The sequence below is a fragment of the Paraburkholderia terricola genome (genome assembly GCF_900142195.1).
GTDB classification, from domain to species: Bacteria; Pseudomonadota; Gammaproteobacteria; order Burkholderiales; family Burkholderiaceae; genus Paraburkholderia; species Paraburkholderia terricola.
Map to the genome: position 1 here is coordinate 1 of NZ_FRAB01000051.1, position 19,115 is coordinate 19,115.

The 19,115-nt window shown below is 63.5% G+C and carries 20 protein-coding genes and 1 pseudogene; 12 read left to right on the forward strand and 9 right to left on the reverse strand.

The genetic code is table 11. From position 1 onward, the window contains the following. Together BUE39_RS28910 and BUE39_RS28915 are read left to right on the forward strand one after the other, a co-directional pair. Nucleotides 1–331 (forward strand): transposase (locus BUE39_RS28910; protein ID WP_143169530.1); only part of this gene is annotated, 331 nt, incomplete at its 5' end. A 10-nt stretch (nt 332–341) separates the two neighbouring features. Continuing rightward, nucleotides 342–1,079 (forward strand): annotated as a pseudogene (locus BUE39_RS28915) (IS110 family RNA-guided transposase); the annotation flags it as partial. Nucleotides 1,080–1,246: 167 nt separating this feature from the next. Here BUE39_RS28915 and BUE39_RS28920 read toward each other — a convergent pair. The 7 genes from BUE39_RS28920 to BUE39_RS28950 form a co-directional block, all read right to left on the reverse strand. Then, nucleotides 1,247–1,858 (reverse strand): tyrosine-type recombinase/integrase, encoded by a 612-nt coding sequence (locus BUE39_RS28920; RefSeq protein ID WP_073432090.1) that lies wholly within the window; start codon nt 1,856–1,858, stop codon nt 1,247–1,249. Then, complete coding sequence (locus BUE39_RS28925) at nt 1,803–2,891, reverse strand: fatty acid desaturase (protein ID WP_073432091.1); 1,089 nt, start codon at nt 2,889–2,891, stop codon at nt 1,803–1,805. Before BUE39_RS28925 ends, BUE39_RS28920 begins: the two co-directional genes overlap by 56 nt. Before the next feature lie 163 nt (nt 2,892–3,054). Then, nucleotides 3,055–3,858, reverse strand: coding sequence for a CDP-diacylglycerol diphosphatase (locus BUE39_RS28930; RefSeq protein ID WP_090518857.1), 804 nt, complete (start codon nt 3,856–3,858; stop codon nt 3,055–3,057). A 23-nt stretch (nt 3,859–3,881) separates the two neighbouring features. Further along, a complete protein-coding gene (gene iaaH, locus BUE39_RS28935; RefSeq protein WP_073432093.1) occupies nt 3,882–5,336 on the reverse strand; it encodes an indoleacetamide hydrolase in 1,455 nt (484 codons plus the stop codon). Between the two features lie 13 nt (nt 5,337–5,349). Continuing rightward, on the reverse strand, nt 5,350–6,273 hold the full coding sequence (locus tag BUE39_RS28940; RefSeq protein WP_073432094.1) for an aminomethyltransferase: 924 nt from the start codon (nt 6,271–6,273) through the stop codon (nt 5,350–5,352). Nucleotides 6,274–6,485: 212 nt separating this feature from the next. Next, nucleotides 6,486–6,701: a transcriptional regulator gene (locus BUE39_RS28945; RefSeq protein WP_073432095.1), complete on the reverse strand. Its 216-nt coding sequence runs from the start codon at nt 6,699–6,701 to the stop codon at nt 6,486–6,488. 454 nt (nt 6,702–7,155) lie between these two features. Continuing rightward, the gene (locus BUE39_RS28950; protein ID WP_073432096.1) at nt 7,156–7,818 is read right to left on the reverse strand and encodes an NADPH-dependent FMN reductase; all 663 of its coding nucleotides are present in this window, start codon (nt 7,816–7,818) and stop codon (nt 7,156–7,158) included. 460 nt (nt 7,819–8,278) lie between these two features. On the opposite strand from BUE39_RS28950, the gene BUE39_RS28955 reads away from it, so the two are divergent. The 3 genes from BUE39_RS28955 (at nt 8,279) to BUE39_RS28965 (ending at nt 10,035) form a co-directional block, all read left to right on the forward strand. Then, complete coding sequence (locus tag BUE39_RS28955) at nt 8,279–8,965, forward strand: J domain-containing protein (protein ID WP_073432127.1); 687 nt, start codon at nt 8,279–8,281, stop codon at nt 8,963–8,965. A 129-nt stretch (nt 8,966–9,094) separates the two neighbouring features. Beyond that, nucleotides 9,095–9,298: a hypothetical protein gene (locus BUE39_RS28960; RefSeq protein ID WP_073432097.1), complete on the forward strand. Its 204-nt coding sequence runs from the start codon at nt 9,095–9,097 to the stop codon at nt 9,296–9,298. A 224-nt stretch (nt 9,299–9,522) separates the two neighbouring features. After that, nucleotides 9,523–10,035, forward strand: a complete 513-nt coding sequence (locus BUE39_RS28965; RefSeq protein ID WP_073432098.1) for an arsenate reductase/protein-tyrosine-phosphatase family protein — start codon at nt 9,523–9,525, stop codon at nt 10,033–10,035. Between the two features lie 21 nt (nt 10,036–10,056). On the opposite strand, the gene BUE39_RS28970 is transcribed toward BUE39_RS28965, so the two are convergent. Beyond that, nucleotides 10,057–10,383 carry an H-NS histone family protein gene (locus BUE39_RS28970; RefSeq protein ID WP_073432099.1) on the reverse strand — a complete coding sequence of 109 codons (327 nt, stop codon included), beginning with the start codon at nt 10,381–10,383 and terminating at the stop codon, nt 10,057–10,059. A gap of 766 nt (nt 10,384–11,149) precedes the next feature. Between BUE39_RS28970 and BUE39_RS28975 the strand changes: the two genes are divergently transcribed. The 7 genes from BUE39_RS28975 (at nt 11,150) to BUE39_RS29005 (ending at nt 17,942) form a co-directional block, all read left to right on the forward strand. Further along, the gene (locus BUE39_RS28975) at nt 11,150–11,449 is read left to right on the forward strand and encodes a hypothetical protein (protein WP_073432100.1); all 300 of its coding nucleotides are present in this window, start codon (nt 11,150–11,152) and stop codon (nt 11,447–11,449) included. A 278-nt stretch (nt 11,450–11,727) separates the two neighbouring features. Continuing rightward, the gene (locus BUE39_RS28980) at nt 11,728–12,984 is read left to right on the forward strand and encodes an MFS transporter (RefSeq protein WP_073432101.1); all 1,257 of its coding nucleotides are present in this window, start codon (nt 11,728–11,730) and stop codon (nt 12,982–12,984) included. A gap of 42 nt (nt 12,985–13,026) precedes the next feature. After that, nucleotides 13,027–13,461, forward strand: a complete 435-nt coding sequence (locus tag BUE39_RS28985; RefSeq protein WP_235004991.1) for a lysozyme inhibitor LprI family protein — start codon at nt 13,027–13,029, stop codon at nt 13,459–13,461. A gap of 254 nt (nt 13,462–13,715) precedes the next feature. Continuing rightward, the gene (locus tag BUE39_RS28990) at nt 13,716–14,468 is read left to right on the forward strand and encodes an SDR family NAD(P)-dependent oxidoreductase (protein ID WP_073432102.1); all 753 of its coding nucleotides are present in this window, start codon (nt 13,716–13,718) and stop codon (nt 14,466–14,468) included. An 85-nt stretch (nt 14,469–14,553) separates the two neighbouring features. Next, complete coding sequence (locus tag BUE39_RS28995; protein ID WP_073432103.1) at nt 14,554–15,882, forward strand: MFS transporter; 1,329 nt, start codon at nt 14,554–14,556, stop codon at nt 15,880–15,882. Nucleotides 15,883–15,930: 48 nt separating this feature from the next. Further along, nucleotides 15,931–17,109 carry an L-rhamnonate dehydratase gene (gene rhmD, locus BUE39_RS29000; protein ID WP_073432104.1) on the forward strand — a complete coding sequence of 393 codons (1,179 nt, stop codon included), beginning with the start codon at nt 15,931–15,933 and terminating at the stop codon, nt 17,107–17,109. Between the two features lie 50 nt (nt 17,110–17,159). Further along, the gene (locus BUE39_RS29005) at nt 17,160–17,942 is read left to right on the forward strand and encodes an SDR family NAD(P)-dependent oxidoreductase (RefSeq protein WP_073432105.1); all 783 of its coding nucleotides are present in this window, start codon (nt 17,160–17,162) and stop codon (nt 17,940–17,942) included. A gap of 48 nt (nt 17,943–17,990) precedes the next feature. On the opposite strand, the gene BUE39_RS29010 is transcribed toward BUE39_RS29005, so the two are convergent. Further along, nucleotides 17,991–18,989, reverse strand: coding sequence for a LysR family transcriptional regulator (locus BUE39_RS29010; RefSeq protein WP_073432106.1), 999 nt, complete (start codon nt 18,987–18,989; stop codon nt 17,991–17,993). Between the last annotated feature and the right edge of the window lie 126 nt (nt 18,990–19,115).

Sequence of the window (19,115 nt, forward strand, 5' to 3'; positions counted from 1 at the left end):
GGTCGGTGAACTGGCGCGTCAGGTTCAGCAGGCCACGGGCCAGACGGTCAAGGTGGCGTTCGCCGATCAGGGATATACCGGCGAAGAGCCTGCGCAGGCGGCACTCGATGAAGGAATCGAGCTTCAGGTAATCAAGCTGTCGGAGGCGAAAAAGGGCTTCGTGCTGTTGCCGCGTCGCTGGGTGGTCGAGCGCAGCTTCGGCTGGCTCAACCGCTTCCGTCGACTGGCCAGAGACTACGAGCGATTGCCCGAAACCCTGGCTGGTTTGCACTTCGTCGTCTTCTCCGTGCTTATGCTTATCCACTTTGCAGCCCTTAACAAAAGTGCCTAACACCCTCTAAGCCGGCCCCTGCGGCTATGGACTCTACAGGGAATTCGTCGAGAGAGGATTCGACTGCATGGTATGCGCGCCGTCCCTGATCCCGAAGAAACCGGGTGAGCGTGTCAAGACGGACCGACGCGACGCGGTCAAGCTCGCACGCGCACTGCGCGCTGGCGACCTGTCAGCGGTACACGTACCGGATGTTGAAGATGAGGCATTCCGGGATCTGGCGCGCACATGGGCGGCAGCGAAAGCAGATCTCAGACAGGCCCGCCAGCGATTGAAATCCTTCCTGCTATCGCATGGAGTCCGCTACTCAGGTAACGCCAACTGGGGTCCCGCGCACCGGCGATGGATAAGCGTATTTGCATTTCCAAACCACTGGCAGCAACTGGCCTTCGACGAGTGCCGTCGCACGATTGAAGACAGGTTTGCGCAATGTGAGCGCCTCGAGGCGACCTTGCACGAAGCTGTCGTCGGCTGGCGATTCTATCCGGCCATTCTGGGTCTGCAGACCATGCGCGGCATACAGTTCATCACCGCCGTGGGCATGCTTTCCGAATTGGGGGACTTCTCCCGCTTCGAGCACCCGCGCCAGCTGATGGCCTGGCTGGGCGTGACGCCGTCAGAACATTCTTCGGGTGAGCGGCGGCGCCAGGGCAGCATCACGAAGAACGGTAACAGCTATGCAAGAAAGCTGCTCGTCGAGGCCGCCTGGAGCTACAGATACCCGGCACGCGTGAGTCCGGAAATTCAGTGCGATCCACCGTCGAGACTTACTGCTACGCCGCCTCCAGGAAATTCATGCATCCACCAAAGGAAAACGAAAACCGATTCCAATTGACACGGAAAGTCATATCAGTTCATCGGTCTCTAGCGCACGATTGTGACGCGTAGCTGGAAGTGTCAGTACGTCTGAGACCTTCAGAGCCGCAATCGGTTGTTATCGGCTCGCCCGCTGATAATCGCCAGCCTGAAAATTGCGTTAAGGTGCTGACGCAGTCGCACTGCAATGTGCGGCGCACCCCCGGCCTTGCGTTCATCACCTGAAAGGGATTTGCGCTTGGCAATCGACTGCAGCAGGTCATAGACGTGGGCCACCTTGATATCGCGTGCGGGCATCTTCCCGAGCGGCGAATCTTTCACATAGCGTGAGAGAAAGCGTATGGCCTGCCCGCAGTAGTATTCGCTCCACCTGTCGCGATTTTCTTCAATCCAGTCCTCGCAGACGGACCAAAAGGTATTCTTGTTGTGTGTGATCGTCTGCAGTTGCAACTGCTTCTCATAGGCCTTGGGGTGGATGCCGGACGCCACCAGCTTGGCCGCTTCGTTGCGACGTTGGCGGGCGTCGCTTATCGACAGATCAGGGAATCGCCCAAGTGTATAACTGCAATCCTTGCCATCCAGCCGGTAGTCAAATTTCCATGCCTTCGAACCCGAAGTCGACACCCGCATGTACATGGAGTCGCGGTCACGGAGCTTATAGGGCTTGTCTTGCGGTTTGGCGTGCAGCAGGAGTAGGTAGGTCAGCTTCATGGAGTTCACCTTGACGGACAACTACCATGAATTTTACCCGCAATTTACCCGCAAATCTGCGGGAAGCAGTGGGGTCGTTCGGGATCAAGCGGGACAGGTCTCCATAAACCGGACTTGCAACCGGAGCGAACACGTAGAGCCTGAACCATTCGCTGTAACCCTTGACCAGAAAGCCTCCAGATCGATCGATGTAGTGCTGGCGGGAGGTTTCATAAACCTGTCGAAGTGCAAACCACGGCACGTGCGGCAGATCATGATGAACCAGATGATAGTTGTTGTTCAGAAACAGCAGCCGCCAGCACCACGCGGCTTCGTTAATGACCGTGCGATGTTCGCAAGCATGCGCCGCGCGATGTTCCTGAAACGAGCGGATCGAGCCCAGCGACAACGACCCGTACCCCGCGCCGAGGATAAACACCCATGCCGGTATTCCGCATGATCGTTGCAGCCAGAACGTGAGCGCGGCCAGCATGGCGAAATGCGCGAGCCATGCCGGCACGTCGCGCCAATCGCCGCGATTGATCTTTCGGAACGCATCCACGCCCGATGCCGCGATAGCGAATGCCGGGCCGACCAGCAGACGCCCGATAAACGTATTGCGCAACATCAGCAGCATGCGAATTGGCCGAGGCGCGCGTTGCCACATGCGGTGGCTGACGAAATAGCTTTCAGGATCGCGCTGCGGATTCGTCAGATGCGGATCGTCGTGATGCTGAAGATGCGAATCACGATAAACGCCGTAGGGAAACCACACCGCCAGCGGCGCGACGCCGAGCAGGGCGTTGACGAACGGCGAACGGGTCGGATGACCGTGCAGCAGTTCGTGCTGCAAGGACATGTACCACGTGCCGAACAAGGCGAGCAGCACCGTGGTCAGCGGCAAGCCGAAATCGCGCGCATGCGTCGCCACCCCGAACCATCCGCTGTAGATCGTGACGATCAGCGTCCACGTGGGCCATTGAGTGCGCCACGTCCAGCTTGTCGCCAGCCGGGCGAGCGCCTTGCGTTGCGTATCGTCGAGGTAAGTCGCCATGAGCCGGATCGGTCGGAGTGCATGTTTGGACCGATCCTACGGACCAATGCGCGGCAGCAGAACCATTTTGTTCGGCAATGCATCTGCCCGATCGTGCATAGGCAACCGCTTGCGCCACGCTACACGGGCTACACGGGCGCTGCAATGACGAAGCGACCGGCGCTCAGGCGCCGTCCGCCACGCGGCACGCGTGGTCGAGCAAGCCTTCCGCCGAGCCGGTGCCGTTGTCGACCTCCATGCCGCTGTTCACGACGAGCCAGCCGTCCTTGTCGGCGAATGCTCCCGCGCCCGTCACGAGGATGGTTTGCATGGCCATCGCCTCGACATTCTGATTGTCTCGCGCGACGAGGCTGAACGGATTGCCTGCTTGCATGACGGTGGTGACGCGCATGATCCGGTAGCGGTTGCCGTTGAGCGTATCCCAGCGCCATTCGCCGGGGGCGTCTTTCGCGTGACGCGCGAGCGCGGCGCTCACCTCGGCATGCATGCAATCGATATGGATATGCAGCTGGTTTTGCGTGCGGCGGTACTTCGAGTTGATTTCGAGGCCGAGTTGGTTGTCGGGCAGCGAGCGCTTGACCGACTTCTCGACATAACGCCGCGCCGCCCACGCGTCGGCCCAATAGTCGCGCGCATGCGGCGCGAACAGGAGCGGGCTTTCGATACCGGTGACGCGGTCGGTCGGAATCAGCAGATACTGCGAGCGGCCGACGATATCTTTCAGAATCGCATAGCGCCTGTCGAGATCGACGGCGGTGCATTGGCCCGGCGTGCCGGTGGCCTGTTGCGACGGCACGCAGCGCAGATCGACGATCTTCCACAACGCATTGGAGTCGACCGCGGCGAGGCGCGCGCACGCGCCGGCGGCGAGCGCGACGACGAGTGCCGCGGCCCATGCGGCCGCGCTGCGCAACAGGGGCCGCCTGGTGCGGGCGGAGGCGAGCGTATCGCTTGTCGTTGTTCTCATCGGCAGTGTCATCGGCGTCGGCGTTACAGCACCGGCGCCGGCAGCACGCCGAGCAACCGTTCGAATGCGACACCGATCGCCAGCAGCCGGCGATCCTCGCCGAGCGGCCCATCCAGTTCGAGGCCGACCGGCAAGCCGCTCGCGGTCATGCCCGCGGCGAGCGAAAGCCCGGGAATGCCGGACGTGCTGGCCGGATCGGTATTGCGCAGGAACGCGTCCATGGTGTCGATGGGGGCGGAGCCGTCGATCGAGACCGTCGACGAACCGTTCAGTTCGTCGATCGGCACCGCGGCGAGGCGGGTGGTGGGAAACAGCAGCGCGTCGAGATGCTCGTCGGCGAAAGTCGCGGCAATGTACTGCTGCAAGCGCGGACGCCACAGGTTCAGCGCCGCGTCGTAGCGTGCGCCGAGCGCGTCGTCGAGCACGGCGTCGTAGATCGCCCGCACGTCCGGGCTCGCGATGCGGGCCGCCATGTCGGCGAGCGTCCTGACCGGCGCGTCGTTGGCGATGAGCCAGGCCAGCACGTCCTCGCGCGGTTCATGAATCGCGATGGGACCGCCCACCCTCGCGTTCAGATCTTCCAGCTCGCTCATCGCAAGCGGCACCAACGCCACGCCCGCCGCTTCCAGCCGCTTCAACGCGGCGCGCGCCACGTCGTCCACCTGCCGTTCGAGCCCTTCCCAAAGCGGCGCGGGCAAGCCGATGCGCAAGCCGTTCAGCGTCAGCGCCGGCAACGCTCCGGCGCCGGTGATGACGCCGTCGAGCAGGGCGATATCGGCGACGGTGCGCGCCATCGGTCCGACCGTGTCGCGCGTGTGGCTGATCGGCACCACGGCGAGCGGATCGTGATAACGCCGCTCGGCGCCACCATTGCCGACCGACGGACGAAAGCCCACGGTGCCCGTCAGCGCGGCGGGAATGCGCGTCGAGCCACCGGTGTCGGTGCCCAGACCCGCGGGCACGATGCGCGCGGCAATCGCCGCCGCGGTGCCGCCCGACGAGCCGCCCGGAATCAGCGAGGGATCGTAGGGATTGCGCACCGGGCCCGCATGCGGGGCGAGGTTGGTGCTCGTGATGCCGAACGCCAGCTCGTGCATATTGGACTTGCCGAGCACGATCGCGCCGGCGTCGACGAGCCGTTGCACCGACGGCGCGTTCGTCTTCGGCACGAAGCGCTCGAGTGCGGGCGTGCCCGCCGAGGTTTGCAAGCCCGCGGTATGGATGTTGTCCTTCACGACGATCGGCAAGCCGGCGAGCGGCAAGCGTGCTTTCTCCGATGCCGGCAATGCGTCGATGCGCCGCGCGGCGGCCAGCGCGCCGTCCAGATCGATCACGGTCAGCGCATTGAGGCTCGAGAGCGCCGCCGCGCGCGCGAGCAGCGTGGCGGCATAGTCGGTGGCGCTGAGGCGGCCGGACTGGATCGCGGCGACGGCTTCGGTGGCGGTGAGCGCGAGTTGTGCATCGACGGTCCATGGCATGGCCTGCGTCTCCTTAAGGTGGCGTGCCTGGTCGGCGCGAGGATTTCATGAAGCGCAGCACTAGGCGTGCGAGCGCCGGCACCAGCTTCGGACGCAGCAGTCTCGCATCGTAGCCGCTCATGCGCCGCTCGTTTTCCGCGAGGCATAGTTCGATCATCTCGCGCGCGTTCAGCGCCTCGCCGATCACGCTGCTGTTGGCCGGCAGAAAATTCGAATCGTGCACGACGCCGTTGGCGTCGATACCCTTGGCGATCGCCACGCGCTCCCAGATCAGCACGGTCCAGATCGCCAGCACGCGCAGCGCATGCCACGGCCTGCGCCACAGCGGCATGGTGCGCCGATGCCATGCGACCCAGTTGGCGAAGAACAGAATGTGGCGCGCCTCTTCCTGAATCACCGGCTCGAAGGTCTCGACGAGCGACTCCGGAAAATAGCCGGACTGCTGCGCCGAACGAAACAGCCCGAACGCGAAGAAGCTGTCGATGCACTCGCTATAGCCCGTGCGCATCCACGCCCACTCGGGGTCGCGCGGCGCCGGATAGGCCGGCTCGGGGGCGATCTCGATGCCGTAAGCGGCGATCAGTTTGGAGAGCACGCGCTTGTGGCGCGCTTCCTCGTCGCCATCCATGCGGATCGCTTCGCGCAGCAGCGGGTCGCTCACTTGGGCGGCATAGGTGTGGACGTTGATCGAGGCGCGGCCTTCGGTTTGCACCGCGATGTCCCAGATGGGCAGTGAACACAGGCGTTCGAGCGCGTCCGGCTCGAGCGCTGGCCATTCGAGTACGGCTGGTTTATAGGGGTTGTGGGTTTCAAGCAGCATGCGGCAAAACATCTGCTTGTGCGCTTCTGAACCGAACTTCACGCGGGCGGCGCCGGTGAATGTCCAATGGCGCAGGGTGCGGTCGTCGGCAACATCTTCTATCAGTGTGTCGGACATGGCGGCGTACAGAGAGAGCGAGCTCGATGTGTCGCCTATTCTGGCACAACCGCTTGAAACAGGATGCCGGAGTGACGCAATGCGGGCCGCTGCTTGCCGCTGCTTGCCGCTGTTTGCCGCCGCATGCTTGGTGGTCGCTCGCCCGATTGCGCCAGGTTGCGCTTGCCGCGCCACGGTGTGCGGATCGCTGCCGCTATCGGCGGTCGCCGACGCTACTGGTGGTTATCGATCCACATGCGTCCCCAGCGGAATGCGTAGGCGAGCGCGTGTTCCTCGTCGAAGAAATAATCGAGCGCGTCAAACGAGTAGGCCTGGCCGTGGCTCGCGGTGGTTTTCTCGATGGTCAGGTTGGCGGCGAACAGGCCATTGGGCAGTTGTTGCGCAGCCGGTGCGACTTCGTAGCCCTTGTAGCGGATATGTGCGTTCATGATCGTGGCGGTGAATGTGCACGCATGCGATGCCCGGATGCCGGCGCATGCGACACCGTTGCGTGGCGTCGGGCGGCCGCTGAATCAGCGGACAGGGTCAAGCGTAGGCCGTGGCGCGCAGCGGGTGAACCAATGTTTCGTCGTAAGCAAATCAGCGAGGTTCTGGACACTATCCGGCGTTGCGCGGGCACGGTCTGTTGTGTGGCGCACTGTTCTGGTGAGCGGGGTGTGGCGTGGAACCGGTGGTTGCGGAAGAGCGAGGGCGGCAACGGTCTGCGGGTGGACTCGAAGCGGGCGAGCGGTTGACGGAAGAACGGAGAGCGGAGAACGGAGAACGGAGAACGGAGAACGGAGATCGGGCGAAACAACGAAAGCGGCCAGGCAAACGCCCAGGCCTATTGCCCGGTCGCAAGCGCGGAGGCCCACCGCGCCGCGACGCCATGCAAAAAAGATACTAAACCGCGTGCAGCAACCGAGCCGGTTGCGCCTCCTTGATCGCCGCGCCGCCAACCGCCGCCACGCTCGGCGTGCGATGCCCGTTGAACGCCAGCGCGAATTGCGCGGCCTGCTGTCCGACCGTGGCGAGCTGATCGACGACCTTCGCATCGGAACAGGTATCGACGGCATCGAAGCGGGTTTCCAGCGTGTTGATGCCGGCGCCGAACGGCGTCGGCCAGCCGCGCAACGCGTGGACGATCGAACGTAGCGACGTCAGCACCGAGCCGGCCGCCTGCCAGCCATACGCGGTGACGATGCAGCCGATCGCGCGGCCATCCAGGTACGGACGCTCGTCGGCGCGCAGTTCTTCCAGTGTGTCGAGCGCGTTCTTGACGAGACCGGATACGCCGCCGTGATAGCCGGGCGTGGCGATGATCAGCGCATCCGCGTGGCGCACGGCTTCGATCAGTTCGAGCTGTTCGGCGGTGCGTTGCGGGTTTTCCGGCGCGTAGTGAGGCAGGCTATGCAGGAACGTGCCGCCGAACAGACGGGTGTCAGCGCCGGCGGCCTCGGCGCCACGCAACGCGAAGCCGAGCGCGCGCTCGGTGGACGAGGCGGCGCGCGTGGTGCCGCCGATGCCGACGACGAGCGGCCGGCGCTGATGATTGAAACTGGTCAACGAAAACGCTCCTTCGGTAGCGGCTCACGGTACGCTGGCGCGGGCTTGCGCGCAGACGGGCCGGGGCGAACCGGACTTTGAAGTGTCATGTTAATGATCGCGGGCAGCCGAACGAAGCGACTTTTTGTTCTAACGATATAACCGCGCGGCTTACGACACGCTCACGGCCCTGCCGCGAGCGCCGGAAGGCAGGCGCGACGCGCGCTGCAATGCACTTCCATCGAGACCGAATAAGCATAGGGAGAACGATTGTTTGGGCGCGCGACGACGCGCGGCTATGATCGGATCGTCTCCTCCATGACATCTCCTTGACATGGGATTGGGCCTCGCTGCGTCAGTGGCGAGGCCTTTTTTTGCCCTGGGATGTTGCGCGGCCCGAACGCCGGCCGCTTCACGATAAGGCTGTCTTTCGCATGCTACGATGCTCCGCGAAGCGATTCCAGGCGAGGTCGAGCAAGCGATGACAACCCTATATGACACGCTCGGCGTGCCCATGCACGCCACCCACGAAGAGATCAAGCGCGCCTATCGCAAGGCCGCGATGAAGTGGCATCCCGATCGCAACAGCGGCGCGGAAGAAGTGGCGCGCGCCGCCTTCCAGGACATCAAGGACGCGTACGCGATCCTCTCCGATGCCGCGCAGCGCAAGGTCTACGACGCGGTCTATGCCGAGCAGATGCGCGGCTGGGAAGCGCAGCGCGCACGCCGGCAGGAGGCGCAAGCGAAACGCGAGGCGGCGGCGCGCGCGGCCGACGAAGCGGCGTATGCGGAAATGGTCTCGCTCGCCATGCGTTTCGCCGACGAAGGCCACAATCGCGACGTGCTATTCGGCGTGCTGCTGGGGCGTCGCTGCGAGGCGCGGCGAGCCGCGCAGATCGCGGACAGCGTGGCGGCCTTGCAGGCAGCGCGGCGCGAGGCCGCAAAGGCGGACCTCGCCGCCGAGGCTGAGCGGGCCGAGGGTGTCGAAGAGGTTCAGGCCGAAACCGAGGCTGCGGCCACTCCGGTGAAAAAGGACGCTGCAACGACTCATGAAGCGGCAAGCCACCGCGCCGATCAAGGCAAACGCGAAGAACCCGCCAGCGACGCACACCCGGCCGGCGCATTGGGCAGCCTCTGGTTCCAGTTCCTGAATGGCTTGCGGTTTTGATGAGGCCATGCACGGCTCATTCACTGGCCGTCAGGCGATAGAAATAGACCGAATTGATATGGAAGGCGGGCTTCGGCGTTCGAATCCGGGACTCTAGAATTAATAAAATGTCCTGGGAGACGAACCGCCATGTTCACTTTCATCGTTGTGGTCGCGCTCGCGGCGTTCATTCCCTACGTGGCGGCGCCCGGCATCGCCAATGGCGTCAAGGCGATCAATCAACAGCCGGCGGCCATGTTGTTCGAGCCCTTGCCGGCAGCCGCGGCAGACGCCGCCGCCGATGCCGCCAACCGCACCGTATCAGGCGGAACCGATACCGACGCTTCCGTCTGAAGAGAAGCCCCTTGGTGATCTTTGTTGACCTTTGGTGACGCGCGAGTGATCGCGCGCGCTGAGACTTGCCTTTTGCACAGCTAGTCGAAACCCTGGTAAAAATCCCGTGGCGTCAAAAATCGAGACATCGTAGTGTCACGAGGGCGCAAGACTCGGTCGGTACAGTGGCGCGCAGGAACACCAAAACACTAAAAACACGAAAAGACCAAGGGTACGGGGTAAGCGTGACCAAAAAATATAAGGTGCTGTTTCTCTGTCGCGAGAATTCAGCGCGCAGCATCATTGCCGAAGCTTTGCTGCGCGAACTGGCGGGACATCGATTCGATGCGTTCAGCGCGGGGCCCGAGCCGGCCGCGGCGGTTCATCCGTTCGCGCTCGCGCAATTGCGTCCCGGCATTTCTGAGCTCGGCGCGCTCAGCCCGAAAAGCTGGCTGGAGTTCACCGGCGAATGGGCGCCGCGGATGGACCTCGTCATCGCCATGGACGAGCGCGTCGCCGGACATCATGCGCCTCTTTTCCCCGGCGAACCCGAGCTTTTGAACTGGGCCCTTGCTGATCCGCTGGTGGACGGCGTATCGGACGCGCAGCGACTCCGCCTGTTCGAAAAGATGTTCTGGCAGATCGTGCGCCGAGTGAGCGCATTCATTGCATTGCCGCAGTACGCCGCACCGATGCGGGAAGCAGCCTCACGCATCGAGGCGCCGGCGCGCGACAGCGGCATTTTGCTGGCGCAATGACAACCCCGGCCACCCGGCGGCTTAGCCGTTATTCGAACGCGCGAGCGGGCTGCCCGCGAAGGGGTCGTTTTGCCAGTCCACCCTTTTCTTCGATTGCGGTGGGGGCGACGGCTTGGCCGACATTTCGAAGTGGTCGATTGATTGACCCGCGCTGATTGCCTGTTTGAGCCATTGGGGCATTTCACCCTGGCCGTCCCAGCTATCTCCCGTGGCGCTCCGGTAGCGTTCGGCCTTTTGCGCTGCCGGCTCGGCGGCCAGCACGGCAGCAAGGTCTTCCGGTTCGATACCAAACTCTTCCATGCGGTGGCGGAGATACGCAATCATGCTATCTCGCTTCCTTTCGTCCATAAGATATTCGTCCTTCTAAAGCGTCCGGCGTTCTGTCAATTACAGATTGCAAGGGAAAGCCGCGAAAGCGTGGAACCCATCTGAATGGGGCCGGCTCGCGGGTAGGTGATTGATCGAAGGAAATGCCACTGGCAGCGTTAAAAAACCATCGTTCAAAAGAAATCGCATAAGGCTAATGCCCGCTCGTGCCGCCATGAATCTGGCTATGCCAATCAGTGAATGGATGGACAAGCGCACCGGTTCCGCCGCGCGGCAATCACGCTGGATGAGCCTCACGGCGCAATTGGGAAAACGATGCTGACGATGCACTGATTAACGAACGGCCGGCTTGATCTCCGCGCCCCGTCTCCCGGCGGGTTTGGCGCGAACGCCGATTTTTTTCATTATGCCAGCATCATAACGCACTGTTGAAGCAATGCACGCCGGCCGCGCGGTTTTTGTTTTCGCGTGCGGCCTATCGCACCAAATAGATGCCGACAGGGGCCGGGACCGCCGGGATTGAATTCCTTGCTGGCCGATCTATAACGAAATTGCGGAGCAAAATTCCGCGTTGCCGGCCTGAGTGTCCGATTCCGACTATCTGCAAGCGTTCGACATCGGTTACAGGTGTGGCAACTAATCACTCGTTTAGTTCGGTGACTCGCCGCAGCAGTCACGTATCAGGTTGATTCGCCCGCCGGCTCGATCGGGCCACGAGGCGCTTTTTCACAGACCGATTCTTTGTGGAGGACGGGAACTGCTGCGCCGGATTGCAGGGAGTCTGGACATGAAACTAGCTCTATTGATGGCATTGGCAAGCGCCGTTCTCTTTCTCGCGCCGACAGCGGCCGGTGCGGCCCAGGGCGAGCAGGGCGCCGGTACGTCGGGCCAGACGCTGATGAAGGACGCGAACGAATCGGCGCAAGCCACGACCGATGTGCCGCTTGGCGGCACCGGGCAGAACGCGACGCCCGCCGCGGGAACGGTGGGATATGGCGGCGTGGCCGCGGGCCGTTCGGAAGCCGGCGGCGGACAGAGCCGCCCGTGTGGTTCCGGCTCGCAATGCAGGATCTATTTCGGTCGCTAAAACGTCAGCAGGCAGCAAGGCGCGGGATGAGCAAGTCTCGCGCCTTGCCTTCGAATAACCCCACCCCCGACTGCGATTTTCCGGCGTCGTCAGCGGGCGAATTAATACGATGTTATGGTGTGTTCCGTTCTCGTTTTCATCCGCTGATTTTCCGAATCGCAATCACAGGCAGGCCATTAAGAGCCTGCTTTTTTAATCGTGGTTACGGTGCGTGAATCGATTAGTCAGGTGAAGCCGCTCTAATTCCACCCGTTGTTGAATAACTCGCAAACAATCCTATGTTGATGGAAGACAACCTGTCGGCGAGCAGCGCCTCGTCCGACGATGGGGCCGCGTCGTCCCTGCGTTCGTGGCTCGCGGTCGTGGCCGTTGCAATCGGCGCGTTCGCGTTCGTCACCACGGAGTTTCTGCCGGTCGGACTCTTGCCGCGCATCGCGGCGGAACTGGGTGTATTGCCCGGCACCGCTGGCTTGATGGTCACCGTGCCCGGTGTGATCGCCGCAATCTCCGCGCCCGGTCTGATGCTGGTGGCGGGACGCATGGATCGCCGGCAAGTCTTTCTGTTACTCACCGCGTTACTGCTGGCGTCGAATCTGATTTCGGCCTTTGCGCCGAGCTTTGTTGTCATGCTGATCGGCCGCGCATTGCTCGGCGCCGCGTTGGGCGGTTTCTGGACGCTCGCCACGGCCGCGTCGGCCCGCCTCGTGCGGCCGAAAGACTCGGCGAAAGCCATGGCCACGATCCTCACCGGCGTAACCTGCGCCACCGTCATCGGCGTGCCGCTCGGCACGTTCATTGCCAGCTTCGCGTCATGGCGCGCCTCGTTCATGGCGACCGGCGTGCTCGTGGCCATTGCGCTGGTGGCGCAGTTCGTCTTCGTGCCTTCGTTGCCGTCGAGCGCGGCATTGCGCCTGCGCGATCTGGTGGGGCTATTGCGCCGGCCGCATCCGCGTAAAAGCATGCTGATGGTGGCGCTCGTGTTCGGCGCGCATTTTTCCTCATACACGTACATCACGCCGTTCCTGTTGCGCAATGCCAATCTGACGATGCCGACCATCACCTGGCTGTTGCTCGGCTTCGGCATGATTGGATTCATCTCGAACTTCGCCGTGTCGTCGACGGTCACGCGCAACCTGAAAATTTCGCTGGGCGTGATGATCGCGCTGCTGATGTTCGCGCTGGTCTCGCTGCCGCTGCTGCAGCATTCGCCGCTCGGCGTCGTGGCGCTCGTGCTCGCGTGGGGCATTGCCTTCGGCGCGCTGCCGCTGTGCTTCAGCATCTGGATTCAACGCGCCACGCCGGATTCGCCGGAAGCGGGCTCGGCGCTGTTCGTCAGCATCATTCAGGTCGCTATCGCGCTGGGGTCGCTGGTGGGCGGCATGGTGGTCGATCATGTGGGCATTGCCGTCGACTTCCTGTTCGGCAGCGGCCTCGCATTGCTGGGGCTGGCCGCGCTGGCCAGTTTCGGCAGAAGCGCGCGAAAGGCGGCTGCGGGGACGATCGCATGTCCGGCGTGTCCCGACGGTCAGTCGTGAACCGCGCGTTGCGCGGAACATCGCATGGCAGGCGCGGTCAACATGAACAGGACAATCTGTCCGGCCATGCCAGGAAGAATGATGAACCCGCAACGCATTCACGGCATTGAACACGAGATTGAACGAGGCATCGGGCGGCTCGCGCGCGTGGCGCTCCTTACCGCGTTCACGCTGGCGTCGGTTCCCGCACTGGCTGCCGGCTTCGACTGCAACGAGGCGCGTCTGCCTGACGAAAAAGCGATATGCGCGTCCCGGCAACTGAGCGAACTGGACGTCGAAATGACCGTCCGCTACGAAACCTTGACGGGTCTCGTTGCCATGGGCGCGCGCGGCAACATGCAGGACGAGCAGCAGGCATGGCTGAATGTGCGCAAGAAATGCGGGGCGAACGAGGCATGTCTTGTCGCGGCGTATCGGCACCGCATTCAAATGCTCAAGGATGAATACGCTCACCTCGCCAGCCGCGGACCGTTCTAAAGAACTGCCCCCGAACGCGCCCGCCCTATACATTGATTATCCAAACCGTTGCGACCTCGCTTGCCGAAAAGGCATGAGGGCCGCACGTCGATAGTGGCGCTGCCCACGTCACCCGATTCGCTTTTGTTATCACCCTTTCAAATACTCGAATTGTTATCGCATCGCCGCGCTCGTATATTGGCTGAACGGTAAGCAGCCGGCAGACCTACAACAACGCAAAGGCACGCCGCCCGGCGTGCCACAGGAGCACAGCGATGAATCGAATCGATCTGGAGGGGCGCGTCGTCGCCATTACCGGCGGCGCGCGCGGCATCGGCTACGCGGTGGCGCAACGGGCGCTGAACTCAGGGGCGTCGGTCGCCCTCTGGGACATCGACGCCGAACGTCTCGCGCGCAGCCAGCGCGAGTTGAGCGAACTGGGCAAGGTCACCGCCATCACCGTCGAACTCACTCAGGAAACGAGCGTCGCGCAGGCGGTGACGCAAACCGTCGCCGGGCACGGCGCGATCGACGTGCTGATCAATTGCGCGGGCATCACGGGCGGCAACGGCGCCACATGGGAACTGGAGCCCGACGTGTGGCGCCGCGTGATCGACGTGAATCTGATCGGCCCGTATCTCACCTGCCGCGCGGTCGTGCCGCACATGCTCCAGCGGGGCTATGGCCGGATCGTGAATATCGCCTCGGTGGCCGGCAAGGAAGGCAACCCGAACGCGTCGCACTACAGCGCCTCCAAGGCGGGGCTGATCGGCCTGACCAAATCGCTCGGCAAGGAACTCGCGACGAAGAACATCCTCGTCAACGCGGTCACGCCCGCCGCGGCCAAAACCGAAATTTTCGAGTCGATGTCGCAGCAGCATATCGACTACATGCTCTCGAAGATCCCGATGAACCGTTTTCTGTTGCCGGAAGAAGCAGCCTCGCTGATTCTTTGGCTGGCATCGGAAGACTGCGCGTTCAGCACCGGCTCGGTGTTCGATCTGTCGGGCGGCCGGGCCACTTACTGAGCCACGCTCATCGCCTGCGAGCCTCATTGCAGCAGCGCATATAAAGGCCCAAAACCGCTGGCCGCGTCCCAGCGAAGGAGACGACATGAACCCGCATGCGCCCGTTTCACTGGAGGCGATCAACAGCAAGGTCATGCGCCGGCTGTTGCCGTTTCTGTTGCTGATGTACGTTCTCGCGTTTCTCGATCGCGCCAATATCGGTTTCGCGCAGAAGGCGTTGCAGCACGATACGGGTTTGTCGAACGCGGCGTTCGCATTCGGCGCGGGGGTGTTTTTCGTCGGCTATGCGCTGTTCGAGGTGCCGAGCAATCTTCTGCTGCACCGGGTCGGCGCGCGAGCGTGGATGTGCCGGATCATGGTGACGTGGGGGCTCGTGTCGGCGGCGATGTGTCTCGCGCATACGCCCACCGCGTTCTATACGCTGCGCTTTCTGCTCGGCGTGGCCGAAGCGGGTTTCTTTCCCGGCGTGATCTATTACCTGACGCACTGGTTTCCGCAAGCGGCGCGTGCTCGCGCTGTCGGCCTCTTTTATTTCGGTGCGCCGCTCGCGTTCATTTTCGGCAGTCCGTTGTCGGGTTCGTTGCTCGAATTGCACGGCGCCCTGGGCCTGACCGGCTGGCAGTGGCTCTTTCTGGTCGAAGGCGTATTGGCCTCGCTGGTCGGCGTGTGGGCGTTCTGGTATCTCGACAACCGCCCGGAAGACGCGCGTTGGCTCGACGCACGGGAACGCACGAGTTTGCGCAACGCGCTCGACGAAGATGCGCGCGCCGCGTCGGCTCATGGTCCGCATCGCATTCTCGCCGCGCTGGTGGACCGCCGCGTGTTATTGCTGTCCGCGATCTATCTGCTGATCCAGATGAGCGTGTACGGCGTGATCTTCTATCTGCCGCAACAGGTGGCCGCGTTGCTCGGCACGACGGTCGGTTTGCGGGTCGGCGTCGTCGCCGCATTGCCGTGGCTGTGCGCGCTCGCCGTCACCTGGTACGTGCCGCGCCGCGCGGATCGCACGGGCGGTCATCGGCGCTGGGCAGTCGCGCTGCTGATCGTCGCGGGGCTCGGCATCGGCGTGTCGGGGCTCGCGCCTAACCCGTCGATCGGACTCATCGCGCTGTGCTGCGCGGCAAGCGGTTTCATCGCGGCGCAACCGCTGTTCTGGACGTTCCCCACGCGCTATCTCACCGGCGCCGCGGCGGCAGGCGGCATCGCGTTGATCAATTCGCTCGGCAGCCTCGGCGGTTTCATCGCACCGAGCTTGCGTACCGCGGCCGAAAGGGCGTTTGCGTCGACCTCGGCGGGACTCGTCGTGCTGGGCGTGTCGAGTCTGCTGGCCGCGCTGCTGATCGGCACGCTGCTGCGCCGCGACGGCGCACCGGCGAGCGGCGCTTTCCAACACTTACTGCACCGCGCCCGCTAGGCGTATTTCGGGTTGCACGTTCGACGCATCAATCACGGAGCCCCTTTCATGGCCATGCCCACTATCCGGCACGTGCGTGCCTTCATCGTCCGCGGCGGCGGTGCGGACTATCACGACCAACCCGGCGGACACTGGATCGACGATCACATTGCCACGCCAATGGCGCGTTACCCCGAGTATCGCCAGAGCCGCCAGTCGTTCGGCATCAATGTGCTCGGCACGCTCGTCGTGGAGATCGAGGCGAGCGACGGCACGGTCGGCTTCGCGGTGACGACGGGCGGCGAGATCGGCGCGTTCATCGTCGAGAAGCATCTCGCGCGTTTTCTCGAAGGGCAACTCGTTACCGACATCGAGAAGATGTGGGATCAGATGTACTTCTCCACGTTGTACTACGGCCGCAAGGGCGTGGTGCTGAATACGATCTCGGGCGTGGACCTCGCGCTGTGGGATCTGCTCGCGAAGGTGCGCAAGGAGCCGGTGTATCAACTGCTGGGCGGACCGGTGCGCGACGAACTCGTGTTCTATGCGACCGGCGCGCGGCCCGATCTTGCGAAGGAGATGGGCTTCATCGGCGGCAAGCTGCCGTTGCAGCATGGTCCCGCTGAAGGCGAAGCAGGGTTCAGGCAGAACATCGAGAAGCTGGCGGAGATGCGCAGCCGCGTCGGCGACGACTTCTGGCTGATGATCGACTGCTGGATGAGCCTCGACGTGCCGTATGCGACGCGTCTCGCGCAAGCGGCGCACGAATACGGCCTGAAGTGGATCGAGGAATGCCTGCCGCCCGACGACTACTGGGGTTACGCCGAACTGCGCCGCAAGGTGCCGCGCGGCATGATGGTGTCCACCGGCGAACACGAGGCGACGCGCTGGGGTTTTCGCATGCTGCTGGAAATGCAATGCTGCGATCTGATTCAGCCCGACGTGGGCTGGTGCGGCGGCATCACCGAGTTGATCAAGATTTCCGCGCTGGCCGATGCGCATAATGTGATGGTGGTGCCGCACGGTTCGTCGGTGTATAGCTATCATTTCGTCGTCACGCGGCACAACTCGCCGTTCGCCGAGTTTCTGATGATGGCGCCGAAAGCCGATCAGGTCGTGCCGATGTTCACGCCGCTGCTGCTCGACGAACCGGTGCCCGTGAATGGACGAATGAAGGTGCCGGACACGCCGGGCTTCGGCGTGAGACTCAATCCCGAATGCAAGCTGGTGCGGCCGTACCCGCGTTGAACGCGGCGCGGCGCACTCGCGCACCATGGATCCAGGCAAAGGAGAGTGACGTGCTGCTCAAGGACAAGGTCGTGATCGTCACCGGCGGCTCGCGGGGCATCGGCCGCGCGATCGCCGTCGCGTGCGCGGCGGAAGGCGCGGACGTGGCGATCAACTACTGGGGCGATAACGACGCATCGTATGGGCGCCGTTCCGCCGTCGCGGAAGTGGTCGGCGAAATCGAGGCGCTGGGGCGGCGCGCGATTGCGATCGAAGGCAACGTGGCCGCGCGCGAAACCGGTCAGCAGCTCGTGCGCCATACGGTCGAAGCGTTCGGCAAGGTGGACGTGCTCGCGAGCAACGCCGGTATTTGTCCGTTTCACGCCTTTCTCGACATGCCGCCGGAAGTGTTGGAGTCGACGGTGGCGGTGAATCTGAACGGCGCGTTCTACGTCACGCAAGCGGCCGCCCAGCAGATGAAGGCGCAGGGCACGGGCGGCGCGATCGTGGCGACGAGTTCGATCAGCGCGCTAGTCGGCGGCGGCATGCAGACGCATTACACGCCCACCAAGGCGGGCGTGCATTCGCTGATGCAATCGTGCGCGGTCGCGTTGGGGCCCTTCGGCATTCGCTGCAATTCGGTGATGCCGGGCACCATCGCTACCGACCTGAACGCGGAAGATCTTGCCGACGAAGCGAAAAAAGCCTACTTCGAAAAGCGCATTCCGCTCGGCCGCCTGGGCCGCCCGGAAGACGTCGCCGATTGCGTGGTGTTTCTCGCCTCCGACCGCGCGCGCTATGTGACGGGCGCGGCCTTGCTGGTGGACGGCGGCCTGTTCGTCAACCTGCAATGACGTTGAAATCACGCTGCAATAACGCTGAAATAACGCGCGACGCCGAATTCAATGAGTCGTAGCCGGCGCGCTGGCGGGGTCCGCCGCGGACGGCGCGGAATCGTCGCGTGCGAGCTTGCGCGAGAAGCCGCGCAACAGGTCGATGAAACGCAGCGCCGGTTCGGCGAGGGGTTCTTCCTTGCGCGTGAGAATGCCGAAGCCGGAGAGGCTCTTGCCGATTTCGAGCGGCAATGCGACCAGCAATTTGCCGCGCACATGATCGCGCACGACCGACTCCGGCAGCATCGCCACCGCATCGTAGTTTTCAAGCAATTGCAGCGTCGCGAAGATCGACGCGCATTCGGTCAGGTTCACCGGCGTCGCGAGTCCCGCGCGCGCGAGTTCTTCTTCGAACAACACGCGCGCCGGGCTCGTAACCGGTTGCGCGACCCACGGCCAGTCGATCAGTTCGCGCAGCGTGACGCGCGTGCGCTGCGCGAGCGGATGCACCGAACGCACGACGAGCAGCAAGGTTTCGCGCGCGAGCGGCTCGAAACTGAAATCGTTGTGTTGCAGCGGACTGGTCAGCCGTCCGAGCGCGAGGTCGACCTCGCGGCGATGCAGCAATTGCACGACCTGGTCGCTGGTTTCGCCGAGAATGCGCACGTTGAGCAAGGGGCTTTCGGTTTTCAGCGCGGCAACCGCCATCGCGAGCAGATCGGGCGCGGCGCCCATGATCGCCCCGACGGTCAACTGTCCATGGCCGCCGCGGCGCTTCACGTCGAGGTCTTCGGCGAAACGGGTCAACTCGGCGAGCGCGCGCCGCGCGTAGGCCAACGTGACCACACCGAGCGGCGTGGGCGTCATGCCGCGCGCGTTGCGCTCGAACAGCAGGAAGCCGAACGCTTCCTCGATGTCGCCGAGCATGCGGCTCGCGCTGGGCTGCGCGACGTTGACCGCTTCGGCGGCTTGATGGAGATTGCGGGCGTCGTCGAGCGCGACGAGCAGGGCGAGGTGCTTGAACTTGAGCCGATTGACGAGGGCGACGGTGGCTGCGTGTTGGCTCATGGTTCCGGTGCGATTCGGTTTGTGGATCGCCCAATCCCAACAACGGATTGAGATGCTATCGACGCAGGAATTATAGTCGCATCGGGTGCTTGCACGTTTCGGCGGGAAGATGCCCGCCTTCGAGGG